Source organism: Lactococcus sp. S64, from assembly GCF_016516525.1.
In the GTDB taxonomy this organism is placed as follows: domain Bacteria; phylum Bacillota; class Bacilli; order Lactobacillales; family Streptococcaceae; genus Lactococcus; species Lactococcus lactis.
The window spans coordinates 15282-36088 of sequence record NZ_JACVUQ010000011.1; the positions used below are offsets into that span (position 1 = coordinate 15282).

Genomic DNA, 20807 nt, shown 5'->3' on the forward strand with positions numbered 1-20807 from the left:
AAAAATAGATTAAAGTCATTAAAGAATTTAGTCAAAACATTTTGTCATTCGATGTCAAAGTCTTTTAACATAATCAACAGCTTGTTTTGAATTGTCGTTTATGTGACAACCACGCCCTTTTTGCTGGTTGCTTTTCTTATGACAAATGATAAAATGAACATATAATAAGATAAGCAACAGACCGTCTAAATTACTTTTTATCAAAATTCTGCCTCCAAAAGATAAGTTAGATTTCAAATTTAACTTGCCGAAAAAATATTAAGAACTTAGCGGACTTGTTCAAGTGATATTTCTCACATAACTAGGAGACCATCTTGACACAAATTTATAAAACAGGGATTGACGTTGGATCAACCACAGTAAAACTCGTCGTTTTTGACGAAAATTTTAAGCTCATTTTCTCACGCTATGAGCGCCATTTTTCAGATGTGAAAGCAGCAACCATCAAAGTATTCAAAGATTTTATAGAAGAACATGGAGATTTAAATCTAGAACTAGCCATTACCGGCTCAGGAGGAATGGGACTTGCGGAAGTCATTGATGTTCCTTTTGTTCAAGAAGTTATCGCTTCATCAATTACCATTGAAAAATTCATTCCCCAAACAGACGTGATGATTGAGCTTGGTGGTGAAGATGCCAAGATGACCTTTTTTGATAACGGAACTCAAGAATTACGTATGAACGGAACATGTGCCGGTGGGACAGGTGCTTTCATTGACCAAATGGCAGCCCTTTTGAAAGTTGATGCCAATGGTGTCAATGAGTTAGCTAAAAACTACGAAAAACTCTATCCGATAGCATCACGCTGTGGCGTTTTTGCCAAGACAGACGTTCAACCGCTGTTAAATGAAGGAGTGCGTCGTGAAGATATTGCTGCTAGTATTTTTCAAGCCGTTGTCAATCAAACCATTGCTGGTTTAGCAAGTGGACGAAAAATCAAAGGAAATGTAGCCTTTCTAGGCGGTCCGCTTTTCTTTATGAGTGAATTACGCAAACGTTTCATCGAAACCTTGGATTTAAAAGAAGAAAATATTATCTTCCCAGAAAATCCACAACTTTTTGTGGCAATGGGAGCTGCGCTCTATGAAGAAACAAGTCAGAAAACAGCAACTGATTTAATTCATAGTTTAGAAAATGATGATTCAGACAGCTTAATTCCACAAGATACAATGGATAAACTTTTTGAAAATCAAGCAGAACTTGATGAATTTCGGACGCGTCATGCCAAAGCAACAGCTAACTATAAGAACCTGTCTGAACATCATGGAGCTGCCTTCTTAGGAATTGATGCCGGTTCAACCACAACAAAAGTTGTTCTTATTGATGATGAAGGAAATATTCTTTATGACCATTATGGTTCTAACAATGGAGAACCGCTTGAATCTGTCATTAATATTTTAAAAGATGTCTATGCTAAACTTCCAGCGGGCGTCTATATTGCAAAATCAACAGTAACGGGTTATGGAGAACACCTGATTAAAGCAGGACTTCATGTTGATTATGGTGAAGTTGAAACAATGGCTCATTATAAGGCCGCTGATTATTTCAATCCAGGAGTAGATTTCATTCTTGATATTGGTGGACAAGATATGAAAGCTATGCGGATTCGTGATGGTGCTCTATCAAGTATTCAACTTAATGAAGCTTGTTCATCTGGTTGTGGTTCATTCATTGAAACCTTTGCCCATTCACTAAAACATGATGTTCGTGAATTTTCACAAAAAGCACTTTTGGCTGAGCATCCAGTTAACTTGGGTTCTCGTTGTACCGTCTTCATGAACTCAAAAGTAAAACAAGTTCAAAAAGAAGGAGCGACTGTTGGAGATATTTCCGCAGGTCTTTCATACAGTGTCATTAAAAATGCTCTCTATAAAGTTATAAAAGTAAAACGTCCAGAAGAACTTGGTAAGAAAATCGTTGTTCAAGGGGGAACTTTTTACAATGAAGCCGTTCTACGTGCTTTTGAAAAAATTTCTGAGCGCGAAGTGGTTCGTCCAAGTATCGCGGGATTAATGGGAGCTTACGGTTGTGCTTTGATTTCCTTAGATAACCAAGAAGCAAATAAAGAATCAGAAATTCTAAAACTTGATGAATTAGAAAAATTCACAACTCATAAAGAATTTATGGTCTGTGGTCTTTGCGAAAATAACTGTAAAATGACCCTAACGGTCTTTAATGATGGGAATAAGTTTGTAACTGGGAACCGTTGCGAACGTGGTGCCGAAAAAGCTACAAAAGTTAAAGTCGCTAAAAAGGATAAAAAAGTTAACTTAGTTGATTACAAGTATAAAAAACTTTTCCGTTACCATAGCTTAAGCAAGAAAAAACAAACCAGAGGAGAAATTGGGATACCACGTGTACTCAATATGTATGAAAACTATCCGCTTTGGCACACGATGCTGACAGACCTTGGATTCCGTGTTGTTTTAAGCCCTCGCTCTGATAAAGAACTCTTTGAAGAGGGAATTGAAACCATTCCTTCAGATACGGTATGCTATCCGGCCAAAATGAGTCACGGACATATTATGGCTTTGATTAAACAAGGCGTTCCAAATATCTTCTATCCATCTGTCCTTTTTGAACAAGAAGAACAAAAAAATGCTCAAAACCATTTCAACTGTCCGATTGTGCAATCTTACCCTGAAGTTCTTAAAAATAATATCGATGAAATTCGTGAAGGGCAAGTTAATTATCTTCATCCTTTCATTAATCTAGCCAATCCGGAAGGAGTAGCTGTTAATGTTCATAAGGCTTTAACCGCCCAAGGGATTTCTGTCAATCTTACGGAAGTACAAGCTGCCGTCCAACATGGCTTTGAAGAAATGGATAAATTTAAAGAAGATTTGCGCCTTAAAGCAGAAGAGCTGCTCATGCAAATTAATTTAAATAATGAAAAAGCCATTGTTCTCGCTGGACGTCCTTATCATTTGGACCCAGAAATCAATCATGGAATTGCTGACATCATCACTCAAGAAGGTTTCCACGTTTTGACTGAGGATTCTATTAGTCATTTAGCCGAAGTTTCTGGCCTGCGTGTGGTCAATCAATGGGTTTACCATAGCCGCCTTTATGCAGCTGCAAATGTTGTTTGTAAAAATAAAAATCTAGAACTTGTTCAACTTAATTCCTTTGGTTGTGGTCTTGATGCCGTAACGACAGACCAAGTAGAAGAAATCATGCGTGGACACAATAAGCTTTATACCGTCTTGAAAATTGACGAAGGATCAAACATGGGAGCTGTTCGGATCCGTTTACGTAGTCTGAAAGCAGCAGTTTCAGAGCGCGTGCGTCATAATATTGAAGCAAGCACCGAAGTTCACGAATTAGTACAAGAAACACCAGCTTTCACAAAAGAAATGGCAAAAAAACACACTCTTCTTTTACCAATGTTGTCACCAATTCACCAAGAAGGGCTATTAGATACAGCTTTTGCCGCTGCGGGATATAATGTCGTTTCTCTACCAGAAAGCAATACTTCTGTCAATAATGGGTTGAAATTTGTTAATAATGACTCATGTTATCCAGCGATTATTACAATAGGTCAGCTCATTGAAGCTCTCCAGTCAGGAGAGTATGACCTTGATAATACTTCGGTCATGATGACTCAAACAGGTGGGGGATGTCGCGCAACAAACTATATTCCTTTATTGCGTAAAGCTCTAATTGATGCAGGTTTCCCACAAGTACCTGTCGTTTCCCTATCAATGGGGAATCAAGGAACAGAAAAAGGATTTAAATTCACAGTTCCACTTTTAACGCGCTTTATGATTGCAGTTCTTTATGGAGATTTATTTGAAAGAGTCGTTTATCGTACTCGACCATATGAAGCCACTGAAGGTTCTGTCAATGAATTACATGCGAAATGGTTAGAAAAAGCTCGGAAAAATGTAGAATCTGGATCAATTTTTGAATTTAATCGTAACATGAAAAAAATTGTTGCCGAATTTGACCAAATTGAACTTTTGGATATTCAAAAACCACGAGTGGGTGTTGTCGGTGAAATTTTGGTTAAATATAGTAAAACAGCAAATGATGATATTGTGTCAATAATTGAAGAAGAGGGCGGCGAAGCAGTTGTTCTTGATTTAATTGGCTTCATGAACTATAGCTTGTACAATCAAATCTGGAAAGCAGATGAGATTGGCTTTAGTAAGAAAAATAAACTCATGGCTAAAACTTTCATTGGTATTATTAATATGTTAGAAAAACCAATGAATAAAGCCTTGAAAGCCTCAAAACGCTTTGATTCTATTGAATCAATTTATGATATTGCAGCATCAACTGAAGAAGTGATTTCAATTGGGAATCATACTGGTGAGGGTTGGTTCCTCACTGGCGAAATGATTGAACTCTTGCAAAAAGGGGTGAACAATATCATTTGTCTTCAACCATTTGGTTGTCTTCCTAACCATATCGTTGGTAAAGGAATGATGAAAGAACTTCGTCGTCAGTACCCAGGAGCCAATCTCGCTCCCATTGATTATGACCCAGGAGTTTCTGCGGTCAATCAATTGAATCGGATCCGCTTAATGATGACCACGGCTAAAAAGAGAATGAACACTACTTCCAATTCAGTCGAAGAATCAGAAAGAGAGTCAGAAATGGAAACTGCTCAAGCTTATTAAAAAATAAAGACTAAATACTGACAAATCTGTCAGTATTTTTTTATATAAATAGTAACAAATGTTATCAATGATGGGTATCAATGCTTAATATCAATACTGGATATCAATGCTTGGTATCAAAAAATGTGGTCGCGCTTCGTATCGCTTTTGTTTAAAATAATTGAGTAACTTAAAAACATTTGAGAACAACAAGATTCCCGTTTCTCAAAAATAGAAATTATTGTTATTTAAGAAAGGAATTTCGAAATGAAATTTGAATTTAAAGGACTTTCTTCATATGAAGAAAATTCAACACCAAACTATGTAGGCGATACTAAAGTACGCAGTGTCATTCAAGACTTCGTTAACATGGATGAAGCAATTGAATTTGTTTCAAATCACCACGGTTTTATAAAAACTGAAGATGGAAAATTTGCTTTTGAAGTAAGAAATATCTCAGCTATCGGTTAATTAGATAAGGACAGTTAGCATGGAACAAAAATATTCAAGAATTTTAGTTGGTATGGATGGTTCAGCAGAATCACTTAAAGCATTTGATGAAGCAGTCAGAGTTGCTAAACGCAATGATGCTGAGCTCATCTTAGCCAACGTTATTGAAAAACGTTCATTTCTTGCCGTGAATACTTACGACACAATTGCCGAAGAACAGCATGAAAATGGAACAAAACTTTTATTGCAACAATTTGCTAAGGAAGCATTGGATGAAGGACTAACAAATGTTAGAACACTTTTGGAATATGGTTCACCTAAAGTAGCAATGGCAACAAAAATTCCTAAGCAAGAAAATGTTGATTTGATTGTAATTGGCGCAACAGGGATTAGTTATATAGAGCGTGTAGTTGTTGGTTCAGTTGCATCTTATATTGTTAATCATGCCACTTGCAATACACTCATCGTTAGAAAATAATAGTCTTACTTAGTCACTCATAAAAAGAGCAGAATCTCTTTTACTTAGAAATGGAAAAAATCATGAAAAAAGAAAGTATTTTTACTCCTACTTTCGTTATTAACACGCTTATTAGTTTTTTATTTTATATTGTTTTTTACGTCTTAACCTCCTCAATAGGGACTTATGCGCTTCAACAACTTCATCAATCAACAGTTGTTAGTCTTTCTTTATCAAGCGTTTTTGTTATTGGAGCCCTGATTGGTCGGGTTTGGACAGGTATTAATATCACACGTATCGGAATGAAGCGATTGCTCTATATTGGTGGACTTATTTTTCTTGTTTTAACTTTTGGTTATTATTTGACAACTAATATTCCCTTACTCTTTTTGATTCGAGTGATTCAAGGCGCAGGTTTTGGGATTGGTGCAACAGCCTCAGGAACAATTGCAGGTCACGTTGTCCCTGCTTCACGTCGTGGTGAAGGAATTGGATACTACGCTTTATCTGTTACCTTGGCAGCTGCAGTTGGTCCAGCCCTTTCAATCATGATTTACTCTTCACTTGGTTTTGGTTCTTTACTTGGAATTGCTCTTGGTTTGTTGGTTATTACCTTCATATTAATTTTCTTTGTTCGTGTCAAAGAATTTTCTGCAGAAGAGCGTGCCTATGCCCTGGCGCATGAACCTAAAGGTGTTGAACGATATATTGAAAAATCAGCTCTTCCTATTTCAATTATTGCCTTTTTAGCCGGATTTATTGACTCAGCTATTTTAACAGGAATGGGTTCATTTTCAACAGATCTTAAAATTCCACTTGCGGGATCATTATTCTTCACGATGTATGCCGTTTTAATCTTTGTTTCACGTCCATTCACAGGTCGTTTATTCGATACTAAAGGGGATAACTGGATTTTCAATCCAACATTTATTTTCTTTGCAGTGGCAATGCTTCTTGTTGGCTTAGCCGGTTTCTTCAGCCCAGCTATTGGCTTTGTTGTCTTATTAATTGCTGGTGGAGCCTTCGGTCTTGGTTACGGTGGTGTTGCACCATTTGGTCAAGCAATTGCTATTCGTGATTCAAGTAAAGATCGTATCGGTGTTGCAACTTCTACCTTCTTTGGATTTTTAGATTTAGGTGTTGGTGGAGGACCTATTGTTCTTGGAGCAATTATTCCAATGCTTGGAAATGGTATGCTTGGTTTCAGAAATTTGTATCTTTACAGTGCTCCCGCAGTTGTAATTGTTTGGATTATATACTATCTCATTCATGGTAAACATCAAAAATCAAGTTCTAAAGTTTGATTTTAATGATTTACATAAAAAATGATATAATGAAATGGCTACAGCCTTATATAGGCGAATAAATGAACAAATTAGCGAGTAGATGAGTTTTAATAAGATGGAAGAAATGGCAAACGTAAACATTGAATATCTAATCAATACACTAGAGCAAAAAAAAGTCAGTGTCGTAACACGTAAAAAGCATAGCTATATTATGTATCAAGGAATTGAGTCAGAATATATCTATGTCCTTAAAGATGGTGTAGCGAAGATTAGCAATATTTTAAGAGATGGTCGTGAATTTAATATCGCGTATGTTGCGCAGCCAGATTTTGTTTCTTTATTGGAAGAAAAACAAAATGATGGAATCTCAGCATTATTTAATGTCAGAGTGGAATCTCCAACGGCTAATTTTTATAAAATTTCGCGGAGCGATTTTTGGGATTGGGTGCGCGAAGATTTAAATTTATTTAGAGTTGTTGATGATTTTTATAAAAGAAGATTGGCACTTAATTTAGAAATTCTTCAAAAAATGACAATTAATGGTAAAAAAGGAGCAGTTTGTGCTTGTCTCCATAGTTTAATTGATGATTTTGGCATTCGTAAGAAAGATGGAATTTTGATTGATTTCACAGTTACTAATGAGGATATTGCAGGCTTCTGTGGTATTTCTACAAGAAACAGTGTCAATCGTATTCTCCACGATTTAAAGGATGAGAAAGTAATTGATGTGATTGATAATAAGATCATGATTTATAATCCTCAATATTTGGAAGAATATATTAGTTAATATAAACAGATAAAAAAGCTACTTTAGGTAGCTTTTTTGTTATAATTAGGTCAGCATGATATCAAAGTATTCAAGGAGGTAAAATGGATAATTTAAAAAAACAAGTCGGCATAAAAGCTGCTGAATTTGTTAAATCGGGAATGGTCGTTGGTTTAGGAACTGGGTCAACAGCAGCCTATTTTGTCGAAGAATTGGGTCGAAGAATTGCCGAAGAACAATTGGAAATTACGGGTGTAACAACGTCCAATGTAACAAGTAGCCAAGCCAGAGCTCTTGGAATTCCTTTAGCCTCTATTGACGAAGTAGATTATGTTGATTTAACAGTTGATGGCGCAGATGAAATTGATTCTTCACTAAATGGTATTAAAGGTGGTGGAGCAGCACTTCTAATGGAAAAAATTGTTGCAACCTACTCAAAAGACTATATTTGGATTGTTGATGAAAGTAAATTATCAGAAAATCTAGGGTCCTTTAAAATTCCTGTAGAAGTTATTCCTTATGGCTCACAACAAGTTTTTAAAAAATTCGAAGCGGCTGGCTATGCTCCAACTTGGCGTCTAAATGAGGAAAACGAGAGATTGATAACGGATATGCATCACTTTATTATTGACCTTCATATCTCTCAAATTAAAGAACCAGAAAAACTTGCTGAAGAGCTTGATTTAATGGTTGGAGTTGTTGAACACGGCCTCTTTAATAACATGGTTAAAAAAGTGATTGTTGCTGGCAACGAAGGCGTAAGAATAATAAATAAGTAAATAAAAAATCGTCAATCAGACGATTTTTTATTTCTTTAACCACTCTTGAACTCCCCATTTATGAGAGCCACGTTTGAGTTTACTAATAGCTGTTTCTGGGTCAAACCAGCTAATATGGTTAAAATCTTCGAGAGGTTTGGAATCAAAGCGGACATTCTTAGTATTATAAATATAGGCGGGATTATAATAATATTTATCACGATGCGAACTATAAAAATATTCATCTGCTTGCCCTAAAAATTCTCCAATTTCAGCGGTAGCTCCTAACTCTTCCATGAGTTCACGATGAAGTGCTTTTTCTTGATCTTCACCCGCTTCAATTTCTCCCCCAGGAAGAAAATAAGCTCCATTGGGTGCCTGGACGAGACAAATTTCTTTATTCTCTTTTGCGACAATCGAATAGACACCATATCTTGCCTGATAATTTTTCTCTTCATTTTTTTCACCGAAAACTGGAATATGATTCATAAAAAATTCTCCCCAATACTGATTATTATGATAAACATAACTATTTTAAAATAGTTAAAAACCGCTTACAGAAATTTATTACTACTATTCTATCAAAATTCTGTCAAATTTGATAAAATAAGGTACGAGTAAGAAGAACTTATACGACTATCGGATTGAAAGTGAAGATTAGTTCAAAGAGATAAACGATATAAGAATTGCTTTTGCTTATGCAAAGGGCTATGTGAAATCACAGAGCTTTCAAATTTAATTTAGAGAGTTTGAAACATATTACCGAAGGGAACATAGAATAGTGAAAAAAATTAACTTAAGTAAGCTTATTATTATTGCACTCATTATCATTATTGCAGCGATGTCAGCAATTTTTATCTCTGCCAAAAATTTTAAGTCTAACCGTAATCCGTCAGCAATGACCCAAACCATTAATGATGGGACAAGTTTTATTGACAGAGTACTTGTGGCACCTATCCACTTTGTTCAAGACAAGGCTAATGAATTGTCGAATCTGATGGATACCTACCAACAAAACCAAAGTTTAAAAACACAATTGGCAAAGTCAAAAGATGATGATAATAAATTAAGCGGCCTTGAGTCAGAAAATAAAGAGTTGAAAAAAGCTTTGAAACTCCAAGAAACTTTAACTGATTATCAAACGGTTGCTGCAAATGTGATTACTCGTGAGCCTTCTTCATGGAATGATACACTAGTGATTGATAGCGGTAGTAAGGATGGCTTGACAACAGGTATGATTGTTATGGCAAATGGTGGCGTTGTTGGTCGAGTAACTCAAGTGAATAAAAATAGTTCAAAAGTTGCACTTTTAAGTTCTTCTAAAGGAATTGATAATAAAATTCCTGTAAGAATTGAAAGTGACGGCTCACCTATTTATGGCATTTTGAGCAGCTATGATTCCCAACAAGAGGCTTATGTAGTTAAAAATATCGACTCACAAGGGAAATTTAAAAATGGAGATTCCGTTTTTACTAGTGGTCTTGGAACGAATTCTGGTAGTCAAGGTGGAACACCAAGTGGTTTACTTATAGGAAAGGTTATCGGTGAAAAGCAAGATAGTGATGGCCTTGGTAAAATGGTTTATATCAAACCAGAAACAAATCTCTATGATATTAGATTCGTCTTTGTGGTCAAAAGCAAAATTGACGGTCAGTAGTTTTTGCTAGATAAGTATTAATTATTATTTTGCTTATGGAAATAAAGCATTAATTTGTTAAAACCAACTAGAATATAAGGAATTAAGTAGTGAGTCGATTTACATTTCAATTTTTTAGTCCAATTATTCTTTTTTTACTAATGATTTTGGACGGTCAAATTACCCATATATTAACGGGGGTTAGCAGCGGGACGTGGGTACCAGTGAGTCATTTATTTTTGATATTTCTGATGTACAGTGTCACTCAGCACAGACCAAGCTATATTATCATCTTAGCGGCAGTTTTGGGGGCAATATATGATAGTTATTATCTAGGGATTTATGGAATTGCGACCTTATTGTTCCCACTTATTGCTCTTTTTATATATAATATACAGATAACCATATTTACTAATCGCTGGACACGGTTATTTACAACAATTATTATTGTGACGGCTTTTGAAGTTTTTAGTGCAATCATTATGGTAGCTTTTGGATTTGCACATTTAAACTTTATTAATTTTGTTGTTTACCAGCTAGCACCTACACTTTTGCTTAATATTATCTTGGCTGTAGCCTTGCAATTTCCTTTAGAAATCTTTTACAGATTAAAGAAAAGTCACGGAAGATACAATTAGAAAGCGTTTTGTAACCATAAAGAAATATTTTGGGCGGGTAGGAATAGTATAATATGTTTATTCAACCGAACTTAATGGGAGGAAAAATTAAAAAATTACAGTTATGAAAAAAAAGATTATCTCAGCTATTTTAATGTCTACAGTGGTACTCTCTGCTGCAGCACCGTTGTCAGGGGTCTACGCTGACACAAATTCAGATATTGCTAAACAAGATGCGACAATTTCAAGTGCGCAGTCTGCAAAGGCTCAAGCCCAAGCACAAGTTGATAGCTTACAATCAAAAGTTGATAGCTTACAACAAAAACAAGCAAGCACAAAAGCTCAAATTGCTAAAATCGAAAGTGAAGCAAAAGCGCTTAATGCACAAATTGCAACATTGAATGAAAGTATCGCAGAACGTACAAAGACATTGGAAGCTCAAGCACGTAGTGCTCAAGTTAACAGCTCAGCAACAAACTATATGGATGCTGTTGTTAATTCAAAATCTTTGACAGATGTTATTCAAAAAGTAACAGCAATTGCTACAGTTTCTAGTGCCAACAAACAAATGTTGGAACAACAAGAAAAAGAGCAAAAAGAACTTAGTCAAAAATCAGAAACTGTTAAAAAGAACTATAACCAGTTCGTTTCTCTTTCACAAAGTTTAGATTCTCAAGCTCAAGAGTTGACTTCACAACAAGCTGAACTTAAAGTTGCTACTTTGAATTATCAAGCAACAATTGCTACTGCGCAAGATAAAAAACAATCTTTATTAGATGAAAAAGCAGCCGCAGAAAAAGCAGCTCAAGAAGCAGCTAAAAAACAAGCAGCTTATGAAGCACAACAAAAAGAGGCCGCTAAAGCTCAGGCAGCTTCTACAGCAGCAACAACTAAAGCGGTAGAAGAAGCAACTTCAACTGTTTCATCTAGTCAAGCTTCACAATCAAGTTCATCAAGTTCAAACACAAGTAGCAATAATACATCATCAAATTCAAGCAGCTCAAGTAGCAATTCATCAAGCTCTAATAGCTCATCAAGCTCTAATAGCTCTAATGGTGGTGGAAGTACAAATACTGGTAACAATAATGCTGCTGGTACTGGTAATACTGGTGGTTCAAGTTCATCAGGTATTAATAGCACACCAATTGCTAATCCTTATGCTGGTGGTGGATGTACTGACTATGTATGGCAATACTTTGCTGCACAAGGAATCTACATCAGAAATATCATGCCAGGTAATGGTGGGCAATGGGCAACTAATGGTCCTGCCCAAGGTGTACTCCATGTTGTAGGAGCTGCACCTGGTGTTATCGCATCAAGCTTCTCAGCTGATTTTGTTGGATATGCAAATTCACCTTACGGTCACGTTGCTATTGTAAAATCAGTTAACTCAAATGGTACAATTACCATTAAAGAAGGTGGATATGGTACAACTTGGTGGGGACATGAACGCACTGTAAGTGCGTCTGGTGTAACATTCTTGATGCCAAACTAGTTCAAATTTTTAATAAATAAAAAAATAGTGATTTGATAGTGGGGAATAATTTTCCTTCTGTCAAATCATTTTTTATTATTGTGGTATAATAATAAGGAAAAATGATAAGGGGATAGATACAAATGTGTGGAATTGTCGGCTTTATTGACCGGATGAATCAAAATGATAAATCAAAAACTTTAGAAGAAATGATGAATACTATTGTTCACCGTGGTCCAAGTAGTTCAGGTGAATTTATTGATGAGGGTGCCGCAATTGGTTTTCGTCGTTTGAGTATTATTGACCTTGAAGGTGGAGACCAACCCATTTTCAATGAAGATAAAAGTAAATTGATTACTTTTAATGGTGAAATTTATAACTTCCGCGAATTACGTGAGGACCTTATCTCTAAAGGTCATGATTTTACAACTCATGCTGATACAGAAGTTCTTTTGCATGGTTATGAAGAATATGGTGTAGAACTTCTTCAAAAGCTTCGTGGAATGTTCGCTTTTGTTATTTGGGATAGAGAAAAACAAGAATTGTTTGGTGCTCGGGATCATTTTGGTATCAAACCACTTTACTATACTCAAATGGGTGGAACTTTCATGTATGGTTCAGAAATTAAAAGTTTTTTGAAACATCCAAACTTCAAAAAAGAATTAAATAAAGAAGCTTTAAAACCTTACATGACTTTCCAATACTCTGCTCTTGATGAAACTTTCTTTAAAAATGTTTTTCGTATCAAAGAAGGTCATTACTTTACTTACAAAGATGGGGTCTTGGATATCAAACCTTATTGGGATATGAAAGTTGATGAAAAAGATATGAGCTTGGAAGAATCAATTGATTTGATTGATAAGACTGTTTTGGGTTCTGTTGACGCTCATAAATTTGCTGACGTAGAAGTTGGAGCTTTTGTATCAAGTGGTGTCGATTCTAGTTATGTTGCTTCAACGCTTCGTCCTGAACATACTTATTCTATTGGTTTTGGTCAAGGAACTTTCAATGAATCTAAACAAGCCAAACAATTGACTGATATGATTGGTTTGAACAATACTTCTCGTGAAATCCATGGAGATGAAGCGTTCAAGTATTTCCCACAAATTCAATATTATTTGGATGAACCAGATTCAAATCCTTCTTGTGTGCCACTCTTCTTCCTCGCAGAATTAGCAGCACGTGATGTACGTGTTGTAATGAGCGGTGAAGGTGCCGATGAGCTTTTTGCTGGTTATGAGTCTTATGGATTTAGTACAAATTCTCGTGCGGTTCGTGTTTTCGCAGAAGGTTTGAAGAAATTACCAAAATCTTTACGTTTCTCAATTGCTCGTGGTATTGAAAATAAACATTTCAAAGGTCAAAAACATCTTTATGAATCACTTGCGCCTGCTGAAGATTTCTTTATCGGTCAAGCGAAAGTGTTTGATGAGTCTGAATCAGTAGAGCTTTTGAAAGAAGAATTTAAAGCAGCTCCAACTGTTAAAGATATTGTTGGAAAAACTTACAAAAAGGCCCCAGAAGGTTCTGAACTTCGTAAAATGCAATATCTTGATATGCACCAATGGATGCCAGGAGATATCCTGCTTAAAGCTGATAAAATGGCAATGGCACACTCACTTGAATTGCGTGTTCCACTACTTGATATTGAATTGATGCATACAGCGGAACAAATTCCTACAAAATATCTTTTGAATGAGCATAATACAAAGTATGCTTTCCGCCAAGCAGCTCGTCGTCATTTACCAGAAGAATGGTCAAATCGTAAAAAATTAGGCTTCCCAGTGCCAATTAAAGACTGGTTGCGAGAAGAAAAATATTATAAAGTTGTTCGTCAATTATTTGAACAAGATTTTGTTGCTGAATTCTTCGATCAAGAAAAACTCTTGAAGATGTTGGATGATAACTTTGCAGATAAAAATGATGCACGTCGTAAACTCTGGACAATTTATTCATTTTTGACTTGGTATGATGTTTACTTCATCAACAATGGTGAAAAACCTGCTGTGGTTAATTTTTAAGGGAGGTTTTTGTGTCACAAACAAATAAATTTCAACCTATCTTGTTAGGTTCTGATATCAACGTCTATGGAATGGCTCGTTCATTTCATGAAGAATTTGGAATTACTTCTCTGGCTTTAAGTGCTTCTGGATTAGCTCCAACAAAGTATTCAAAAATTGTTGAAGTACAAACTCATGAAAATTTTGACCATGAAGAAACTTTTATTCAGGTGCTTCGTGATTTTGCAAGTAAACATAAAGACAGTAAGAAAAAATATCTTTTAGTAGCTTGTGGGGACGGTTATGCCCTACTTGCTTCAAAATATCGTGAGGAACTTTCGAAATTTTTTGAAGTGCCTTATATTGACTACGCGCTTTATCGTCAATTAGAAAATAAGCCTGATTTTTACAATATCTGTGAACAATATAATTTACCTTATCCAAAAACGGTATTAGTTAATCCAAAATCAGAAATAGATACTTTAGTAGATGAGTTAACTTTCCCTTATCCAATGATTTTAAAACCAGGGAATTCTATTTCTTATTTAGATGTGCACTTTGAAGGACAGAAAAAAGCGTTCACGATTGCATCTAACGAAGAAATGAAGTTGATGCTGCATCGTTGCTATGAAGCTGGTTATCCTGATGAGATGATTATTCAAGATTTCATTCCTGGAGGGGATGAAAATATGCGTGTTCTGAACGCTTATGTAGATAAAAATCATAAAGTTCGCATGATGTGTTTGGGTCATCCCTTACTTGAGGATCCAAGTCCAAAAGCGATTGGGAATTATGTGGCGATTTTGCCTGATTATAATCAACAAGTTTATCAACAAATTCAGGATTTTCTTGAAAAAATTGAATATACAGGCTTTGCTAATTTTGATATGAAATATGACCCACGTGATGGCTCTTATAAACTTTTTGAAATTAACTTACGTCAAGGACGTAGCTCCTTTTATGTTACTTTAAATGGTTACAATTTGACACGTTATTTAGTTGCTGACCGTATTAACAATGAACCTTTTACTGAGACAATTTATGGAAAAGGTTCAAAACTTTGGTTAGGGGTTCCTAAAAAAGTATTGCTCAAATATGTAAATCCTAGTTTTAAAGAAGAAATTCGTCGTTTTATTAATTCAGGAAACTATGGGACAACTCTATTTTATTCTAAGGATAACTCACCAAAACGTTATCTTTTGATGAAATATGCATTCCATCGCTATATTAGGGCATTTAAAACGTACTTTCACAAATAAAAATTAAATAAGAAGGACAGGGGGATATAATGGAAAACTTCTTTACAATCTTGGGGGGGATGGGTACTCTTGCGACTGAAAGTTTTATTCATACGCTGAATGAACGAACAGAGGCTTATCGTGACCAAGATTATTTGAATTATATCGTAGTTAATCATGCGACAATTCCTGACCGAACAGATTATATCAAGAATCCTTCATTGGAAAATCCAGAAGAAAAATTGATTGATGATATTAAGATTCACAGTCAACTTTCACCAAAATTTTTCGTTGTTCCTTGTAACACGGCTCATTATTATTTTGATGAGATGCAAAAAGCAACAGAAATTCCGATTCTACATATGCCACGCATTGCCGTTGATAGTATTAGCCATCACTTTCCAAAAGCTAAGAAGGTGGCCGTGCTAGCGACTGAAGGAACAATTTTGACAGGAGTTTATCGTAAGGCCTTGGAAGAACAAGGATATGAAGCGGTAATTCCAGATGATCAATTGCAAGAAAAGGTAAATCGCTTGATTTATCAAGAAGTTAAGGAAAATAGAAATCTTAATTTTGAACTTTATAAGGAAATTTTGTCTGATGTCGCGTCAGAAATGAATTGTGAAGTAACCATTTTAGGTTGTACAGAATTGTCAGTCTTATATGAAGCCTATGATTTGACAAAAGAGTACAATATAATAGATGCACAAGCTGAAACTGTACATCGAACAATATCTATGATGGGAAAAAAAGATTTATTAGATGACTATTAAAAAGAAAAAACTTTTTAAAAAAAGGATCGTAATTTTATTTGTTCTTGTGGCCTGTCTACTTATTTTTACTTTAATTGTAAATCCTAAGAATCAAGAAGATAAAAAATTAACATCTGCATCAAAAACTTTTGTCCAAACTGATCGTAAGGGTAAGTACGATTATGTTTTGATGAAAACTGGTGATGTTAATCAAATGACAATCGGAGCCTACCAGGGATGTGAAATTGTTTCTTTTTACAATGCATTGGTCTATTTGGATAAAACTCAGGGTAGGACGGTCACTGATTGGATTGAATCTTTGCCGTATGTGGGTTGGGGAGGTGATCCAGGAAGTGGTTATGCTGGGAATCCTTGGACGTCTGATGAAGACATCCCGGATGGTGGTTTTCCAACGATTTGGCCCACAGCTTTGATGAGTTTTGCTCAAGAAAATAATATCCAAGTTGCTGACTTATCTGGAAAAAGTATTAGCGAGATTAAAGATGCTGTTTTATCAGAACATTTAGTTGAAATGTGGGTGACGATTGATTTTGATGAACCCAATATCACTTACGATGATTATTACGGTTATAAGGTTGTAGCTAATACGCATGCTGTTATTTTAGATGGGTATAACGAAAAGAAAAATGAGTTTCATGTTACTGATCCAATAAAAGGAAAATATTGGTTGGCTGAATCTACAGTTGATTCGGTTTATAGTGGAACAAATCAATTTGCGATAGAATTTTTATAGTGTAATTAGCACTCTTATAAAAAGAGTGCTAATTTTTTTGCCAAAAATGAAAAAACGTGGTAAAATAGTGCTATTGAAAAATTGATTTAGTAAAGGAAGTGAGTAATTTAGAAATGAATAATACTGAATATTATGAACGACTAGGTGTCGATAAAAATGCCAGTCAAGATGAAATAAAAAAAGCTTATCGTAAAATGTCCAAAAAATATCACCCCGATTTAAATAAAGAAGAGGGTGCTGAAGAAAAATATAAAGAAGTTCAAGAAGCATACGAAACGCTTTCGGATGAACAAAAGCGTGCTGCTTATGACCAATATGGTGAAGCTGGAGCCAATGGCGGCTTTGGTGGCGGTGGCTTCGGCGGAGCTTCTGGTTTCTCTGGTTTCGGCGGTAGCTCAGGTGGCTTTGGTGGTTTTGAAGATATATTCTCAAGTTTCTTTGGAGGAGGTGGTGCACAAGTTAACCCTAATGCACCCCGTCAAGGAGATGACTTACAGTATCGGATAAACTTAAAATTTGAAGAAGCTATTTTTGGCGTGGAAAAACAAGTCAAATATAATCGTGAAGAACTTTGTCACACTTGTGGAGGTTCTGGAGCGAAAGCTGGCACACATCCAGAAACTTGTCATAAATGTGGTGGTCGTGGACAAATTAATGTTGTTCGTGATACACCACTTGGACGGATGCAAACACAAGTAACATGTGATGTTTGTAACGGAACAGGTAAAGAAATCAAAGAGAAATGTGAAACTTGTCATGGTTCAGGTCATGAAAAAGTGGCACATACTGTTAAGGTTACTGTACCTGCTGGTGTTGAAACTGGACAAAAAATGCGTTTGCAAGGACAAGGTGATGCTGGTGTAAATGGTGGACCTTATGGTGATTTGTATGTTGTTTTCCAAGTGGAAGCTTCAGACAAATTTGAGCGTGATGGTGCAGAAATTTACTACAAGATGCCAATGGACTTTGTTCAAGCTGCTTTAGGTGATGAAATTGAAGTTCCGACTGTTCATGGAAATGTGAAGTTGAAAATTCCTGCTGGAACACAAACAGGGGCTAATTTCCGTCTAAAAGGTAAAGGTGCGCCAAAACTCCGTGGTTCTGGTAATGGTGACCAATATGTTATTATCAATATTGTCACTCCTAAGAATTTGAATCAAGCTCAAAAAGAAGCGCTCCAAGCTTTTGCTAAAGCAAGTGGTGTTGAAGTCTCTGGTTCAGGTAAAAAAGGTTTCTTTGATAAGTTTAAATAAAAATAAAAATAAAAGTAAAAGTCGCTTTTGGCGGCTTTTTTTGTTCTGTCAGTAATTTTGTTCTCTATTTTTTTGCTGACAAGTTTGTCAGTATTTTTAGGGAAGAAAACAGGAATTTCTGTAAGTTTTTGATATAATAGGGGCATGAAAATTGATAATTATAAGCCTGATTATTTAGTGGAAGCTGTCTATCAACTAGACCCTAAACGTCTGCAAGCCTTGAATGTTCGTGCCGTAATGGTGGATTTGGACAATACTTTAATTGCCTGGGATAATCCTGACGGAACTCCAGAGCTTTTGGCTTGGCTTTTGGATATGCGAGAAAATGGTTTAAAAGTGGTGGTTGTATCAAATAATAAACAAGCAAGAGTTGCTCGTGCTGTGGAAAAGTTTGGTGTTCAATATATTTGGCGGGCAATGAAACCTTTTGCTTGGGGGATAAAAAAAGCCTTGAGATTGCTTGATGAGCGTCCTGAAAATGTGATTATGGTTGGTGATCAATTGATGACGGATATTAGAGCTGCTCATCGTGCCGGCGTCAGAAGTATTTTAGTCAAACCTTTAGTTGCATCAGACTCTTGGAGTACACAAGTGAATCGTTGGCGTGAACGACGTGTTTGGAAAAAATTGATTGCTCGAGATGGTGAGCCTGTGTGGAAAACAAGTTTATAAAAAAAGATTTCAAAAAAGAATTTTACCTGTGGAAAAATAAATTCACAAGTAAAATCCTTTTTTTATCTTATTTTACGGATAAAAACAGAAAGTTTTCCACATAATTGTGAAGTCTTTCCACAAATGTGTGGAAAACTGTGTAAAAGTTTGTGGAAAAGATAAAAAACCTATCGTTAAGACAGGTTTTTTTCTTTATTTATTGTAGTAACCACGTTCTTGATACCATAAATCAGGTTGCCAAGCCCATTCGTGACCATTTTTTTCTAGTAAGTCAAATGCAGCCTTAGGTCCCATTGTGCGAGCTGCATAAGTTGGAAGCTCAGAAGTTTCTTTATCCCAAGCTTCTCGAATAACATCAATAAGTTCCCAGGCGCGAGCCGCTTCTTCCCAATGTGAGAAATTTGTTCCATCTCCATTAAGGACATCTAGGAAAAGTTTTTCATATGCTTCAGGAGAATTTCCAAGAAATTCACTATCGTGTCGGAAATTTAACCGCAAAGGCTCTAAATGGAAGCCTTGACCAGCCGCTTTTCCATTTACTGAAAGTGAAAACCCTTCAGTTGGTTGAATATAAATGGTCAAAACATTTTGAACGGATTGGTCATCGCAATTTTCTGCAAAGAGATTGTCTTTATCTTTTTTGAAAACGATATTAATACGAGTTCCTTTTTCAGTCATACGTTTTCCTGAGCGAACATAGAAAGGGACGCCTGACCAACGCTCATTATCAATGACAAATTTTCCAGCAGCGAAAGTTTCAGTTCGACTGTCTGTTGCAACAGAATCTTCTTCGCGATAGCCTAGGTAATCTTCACCGTCAAAACGTCCTGCGATATATTGACCACGAACGAAGTTTTCTAAAGCTTCCTCAGAAGAATATTGACGGATTGCATTAAGGGCTTTAACTTTTTCTTTTACAATATAAGATTCATCAAATTTTTCAGGTTTTTCCATGGCAATGAGGCTGAGTACTTGTAAGACATGGTTTTGAATCATATCTTTTAAAGCACCAGAAGTTTCGTAGTAACCGCCACGGTCTTCAACACCGATAAATTCGGCAAAAGTAATCTGAACGTTATCAATGTGTTGATTATTCCAAAGCGATTCAAAGATTGGATTGGCAAAACGAACGGCAGAAACGGCCTGGATCATTTCTTTTCCAAGGTAGTGGTCGATTCGGAAAATTTGTTCTTCACTAAATACTTTTGCGAGGCTGTCATTAAGTGATTTTGCCGTATCGTAGCTTGTTCCAAATGGTTTTTCAATGACGATTCTCTCAAAACCCTCACCTGTCAAAATATTTTCTGATTTAAGGTGTTCAGCGATAGTGCCAAAAAATTGAGGAGCCATTGCTAAAAAGAAGACTTGATTGCCAGCAGTTTTATACTGTTTACGCAATTTTTCACCCAAATCTTTTAAGTTAACGTAATGTGAGCTGTCGCTAACATCGTGACTTTGATAATAAAAATGGCTGGCGAAATTTTCGGCTTCTGTTTTTGAGTTCATTAAATCTTTGATAGACTCTAAAACAACTTCACGATAATATTCGTTTGTCCATGGACGGCGAGCGGTACCAATGACTGCAAAATTGTCAGCTAGCTCACCTTTTTTGAAAAGGCGAAAGAGTGAAGGGTAGAGCTTTCTTTTAGCGAGGTCACCAGTTGCTCCGAAGATGGTGAAAAGTGCTTGTTTTTGTTCGGTCATATTTTTTCCTTTTTTAAAAAACAATAATTAATTTACTGACAGACTGATTTAGAATTTCTGTCAGTAAAATTTAACCATTTGTATTAGTTTCATTGACGTAATCATGAGCGTACTGTTCAATATCGGCTTTGAGTTCAGCTTTCATTTCTTGAAATTCGGACTCGCTATAATCGCGCTCGGCTATTTTAGCATTATAAAAGGGAATTGCTAGCTCTTGACGAAGTCGTGTCTCAAGTTCTTGTCTATTCATTTTAACCTCCAATAAGTTGCCTCAAAAACTCTTGTGAAGCATTAATCTTATAAGAATTATATCATAAATTGGGGTTGTAAAAAATAGAATAGGATTTAAATGTTCTTGATAAAGTATCTTAATCAAAGGAACAAGC

18 protein-coding genes are annotated in these 20807 nt (G+C 35.8%); 15 read left to right on the plus strand and 3 right to left on the minus strand.

Features of this window, described 5'->3' with window-relative positions; genetic code table 11:
* Nucleotides 1-323: 323 nt before the first annotated feature.
* From IAE51_RS10460 to rpiA, 6 genes are all read left to right on the plus strand, one after another.
* Complete coding sequence (locus IAE51_RS10460) at nucleotides 324-4625, plus strand: 2-hydroxyacyl-CoA dehydratase (RefSeq protein WP_168784962.1); 4302 nt, start codon at nucleotides 324-326, stop codon at nucleotides 4623-4625.
* 246 nt (nucleotides 4626-4871) lie between these two features.
* Nucleotides 4872-5075: a hypothetical protein gene (locus IAE51_RS10465; RefSeq protein ID WP_003132029.1), complete on the plus strand. Its 204-nt coding sequence runs from the start codon at nucleotides 4872-4874 to the stop codon at nucleotides 5073-5075.
* 19 nt (nucleotides 5076-5094) lie between these two features.
* Nucleotides 5095-5532: a universal stress protein gene (locus tag IAE51_RS10470; protein WP_003132028.1), complete on the plus strand. Its 438-nt coding sequence runs from the start codon at nucleotides 5095-5097 to the stop codon at nucleotides 5530-5532.
* Nucleotides 5533-5594: 62 nt separating this feature from the next.
* A complete protein-coding gene (locus tag IAE51_RS10475) occupies nucleotides 5595-6815 on the plus strand; it encodes an MFS transporter (RefSeq protein ID WP_010906404.1) in 1221 nt (406 codons plus the stop codon).
* Between the two features lie 82 nt (nucleotides 6816-6897).
* On the plus strand, nucleotides 6898-7584 hold the full coding sequence (locus IAE51_RS10480; RefSeq protein WP_012898712.1) for a Crp/Fnr family transcriptional regulator: 687 nt from the start codon (nucleotides 6898-6900) through the stop codon (nucleotides 7582-7584).
* Between the two features lie 83 nt (nucleotides 7585-7667).
* Nucleotides 7668-8342, plus strand: coding sequence for a ribose-5-phosphate isomerase RpiA (gene rpiA, locus IAE51_RS10485; RefSeq protein ID WP_003132023.1), 675 nt, complete (start codon nucleotides 7668-7670; stop codon nucleotides 8340-8342).
* 27 nt (nucleotides 8343-8369) lie between these two features.
* Here the strand turns inward: rpiA and IAE51_RS10490 are convergent, their stop codons facing one another.
* Nucleotides 8370-8810, minus strand: coding sequence for an NUDIX hydrolase (locus tag IAE51_RS10490; protein ID WP_021723205.1), 441 nt, complete (start codon nucleotides 8808-8810; stop codon nucleotides 8370-8372).
* A gap of 292 nt (nucleotides 8811-9102) precedes the next feature.
* Between IAE51_RS10490 and mreC the strand changes: the two genes are divergently transcribed.
* The 9 genes from mreC (at nucleotide 9103) to IAE51_RS10535 (ending at nucleotide 18717) form a co-directional block, all read left to right on the plus strand.
* Nucleotides 9103-9978, plus strand: a complete 876-nt coding sequence (mreC, locus tag IAE51_RS10495) for a rod shape-determining protein MreC (RefSeq protein ID WP_021723246.1) — start codon at nucleotides 9103-9105, stop codon at nucleotides 9976-9978.
* Between the two features lie 89 nt (nucleotides 9979-10067).
* Complete coding sequence (mreD, locus tag IAE51_RS10500; protein WP_014570856.1) at nucleotides 10068-10595, plus strand: rod shape-determining protein MreD; 528 nt, start codon at nucleotides 10068-10070, stop codon at nucleotides 10593-10595.
* A 103-nt stretch (nucleotides 10596-10698) separates the two neighbouring features.
* Nucleotides 10699-12069, plus strand: a complete 1371-nt coding sequence (locus tag IAE51_RS10505; RefSeq protein WP_010906400.1) for a CHAP domain-containing protein — start codon at nucleotides 10699-10701, stop codon at nucleotides 12067-12069.
* A gap of 122 nt (nucleotides 12070-12191) precedes the next feature.
* Nucleotides 12192-14069: an asparagine synthase (glutamine-hydrolyzing) gene (gene asnB / locus IAE51_RS10510; RefSeq protein WP_015427227.1), complete on the plus strand. Its 1878-nt coding sequence runs from the start codon at nucleotides 12192-12194 to the stop codon at nucleotides 14067-14069.
* Between the two features lie 11 nt (nucleotides 14070-14080).
* Nucleotides 14081-15307 carry a carboxylate--amine ligase gene (locus IAE51_RS10515; protein ID WP_200095371.1) on the plus strand — a complete coding sequence of 409 codons (1227 nt, stop codon included), beginning with the start codon at nucleotides 14081-14083 and terminating at the stop codon, nucleotides 15305-15307.
* A 29-nt stretch (nucleotides 15308-15336) separates the two neighbouring features.
* Complete coding sequence (locus IAE51_RS10520) at nucleotides 15337-16059, plus strand: aspartate/glutamate racemase family protein (RefSeq protein WP_187398492.1); 723 nt, start codon at nucleotides 15337-15339, stop codon at nucleotides 16057-16059.
* Nucleotides 16049-16792, plus strand: coding sequence for a C39 family peptidase (locus IAE51_RS10525; RefSeq protein WP_017865247.1), 744 nt, complete (start codon nucleotides 16049-16051; stop codon nucleotides 16790-16792). The genes IAE51_RS10520 and IAE51_RS10525 overlap by 11 nt, the downstream gene beginning before the upstream one ends.
* Nucleotides 16793-16905: 113 nt before the next feature.
* Nucleotides 16906-18045 carry a molecular chaperone DnaJ gene (dnaJ, locus tag IAE51_RS10530; protein ID WP_014570855.1) on the plus strand — a complete coding sequence of 380 codons (1140 nt, stop codon included), beginning with the start codon at nucleotides 16906-16908 and terminating at the stop codon, nucleotides 18043-18045.
* A 144-nt stretch (nucleotides 18046-18189) separates the two neighbouring features.
* A complete protein-coding gene (locus IAE51_RS10535; RefSeq protein WP_003132009.1) occupies nucleotides 18190-18717 on the plus strand; it encodes a YqeG family HAD IIIA-type phosphatase in 528 nt (175 codons plus the stop codon).
* Nucleotides 18718-18909: 192 nt separating this feature from the next.
* Here the strand turns inward: IAE51_RS10535 and zwf are convergent, their stop codons facing one another.
* Together zwf and IAE51_RS10545 are read right to left on the minus strand one after the other, a co-directional pair.
* Complete coding sequence (gene zwf, locus IAE51_RS10540) at nucleotides 18910-20421, minus strand: glucose-6-phosphate dehydrogenase (RefSeq protein ID WP_012898704.1); 1512 nt, start codon at nucleotides 20419-20421, stop codon at nucleotides 18910-18912.
* Nucleotides 20422-20491: 70 nt separating this feature from the next.
* Nucleotides 20492-20671, minus strand: a complete 180-nt coding sequence (locus tag IAE51_RS10545) for a hypothetical protein (RefSeq protein ID WP_003132007.1) — start codon at nucleotides 20669-20671, stop codon at nucleotides 20492-20494.
* Nucleotides 20672-20807 lie beyond the last annotated feature (136 nt).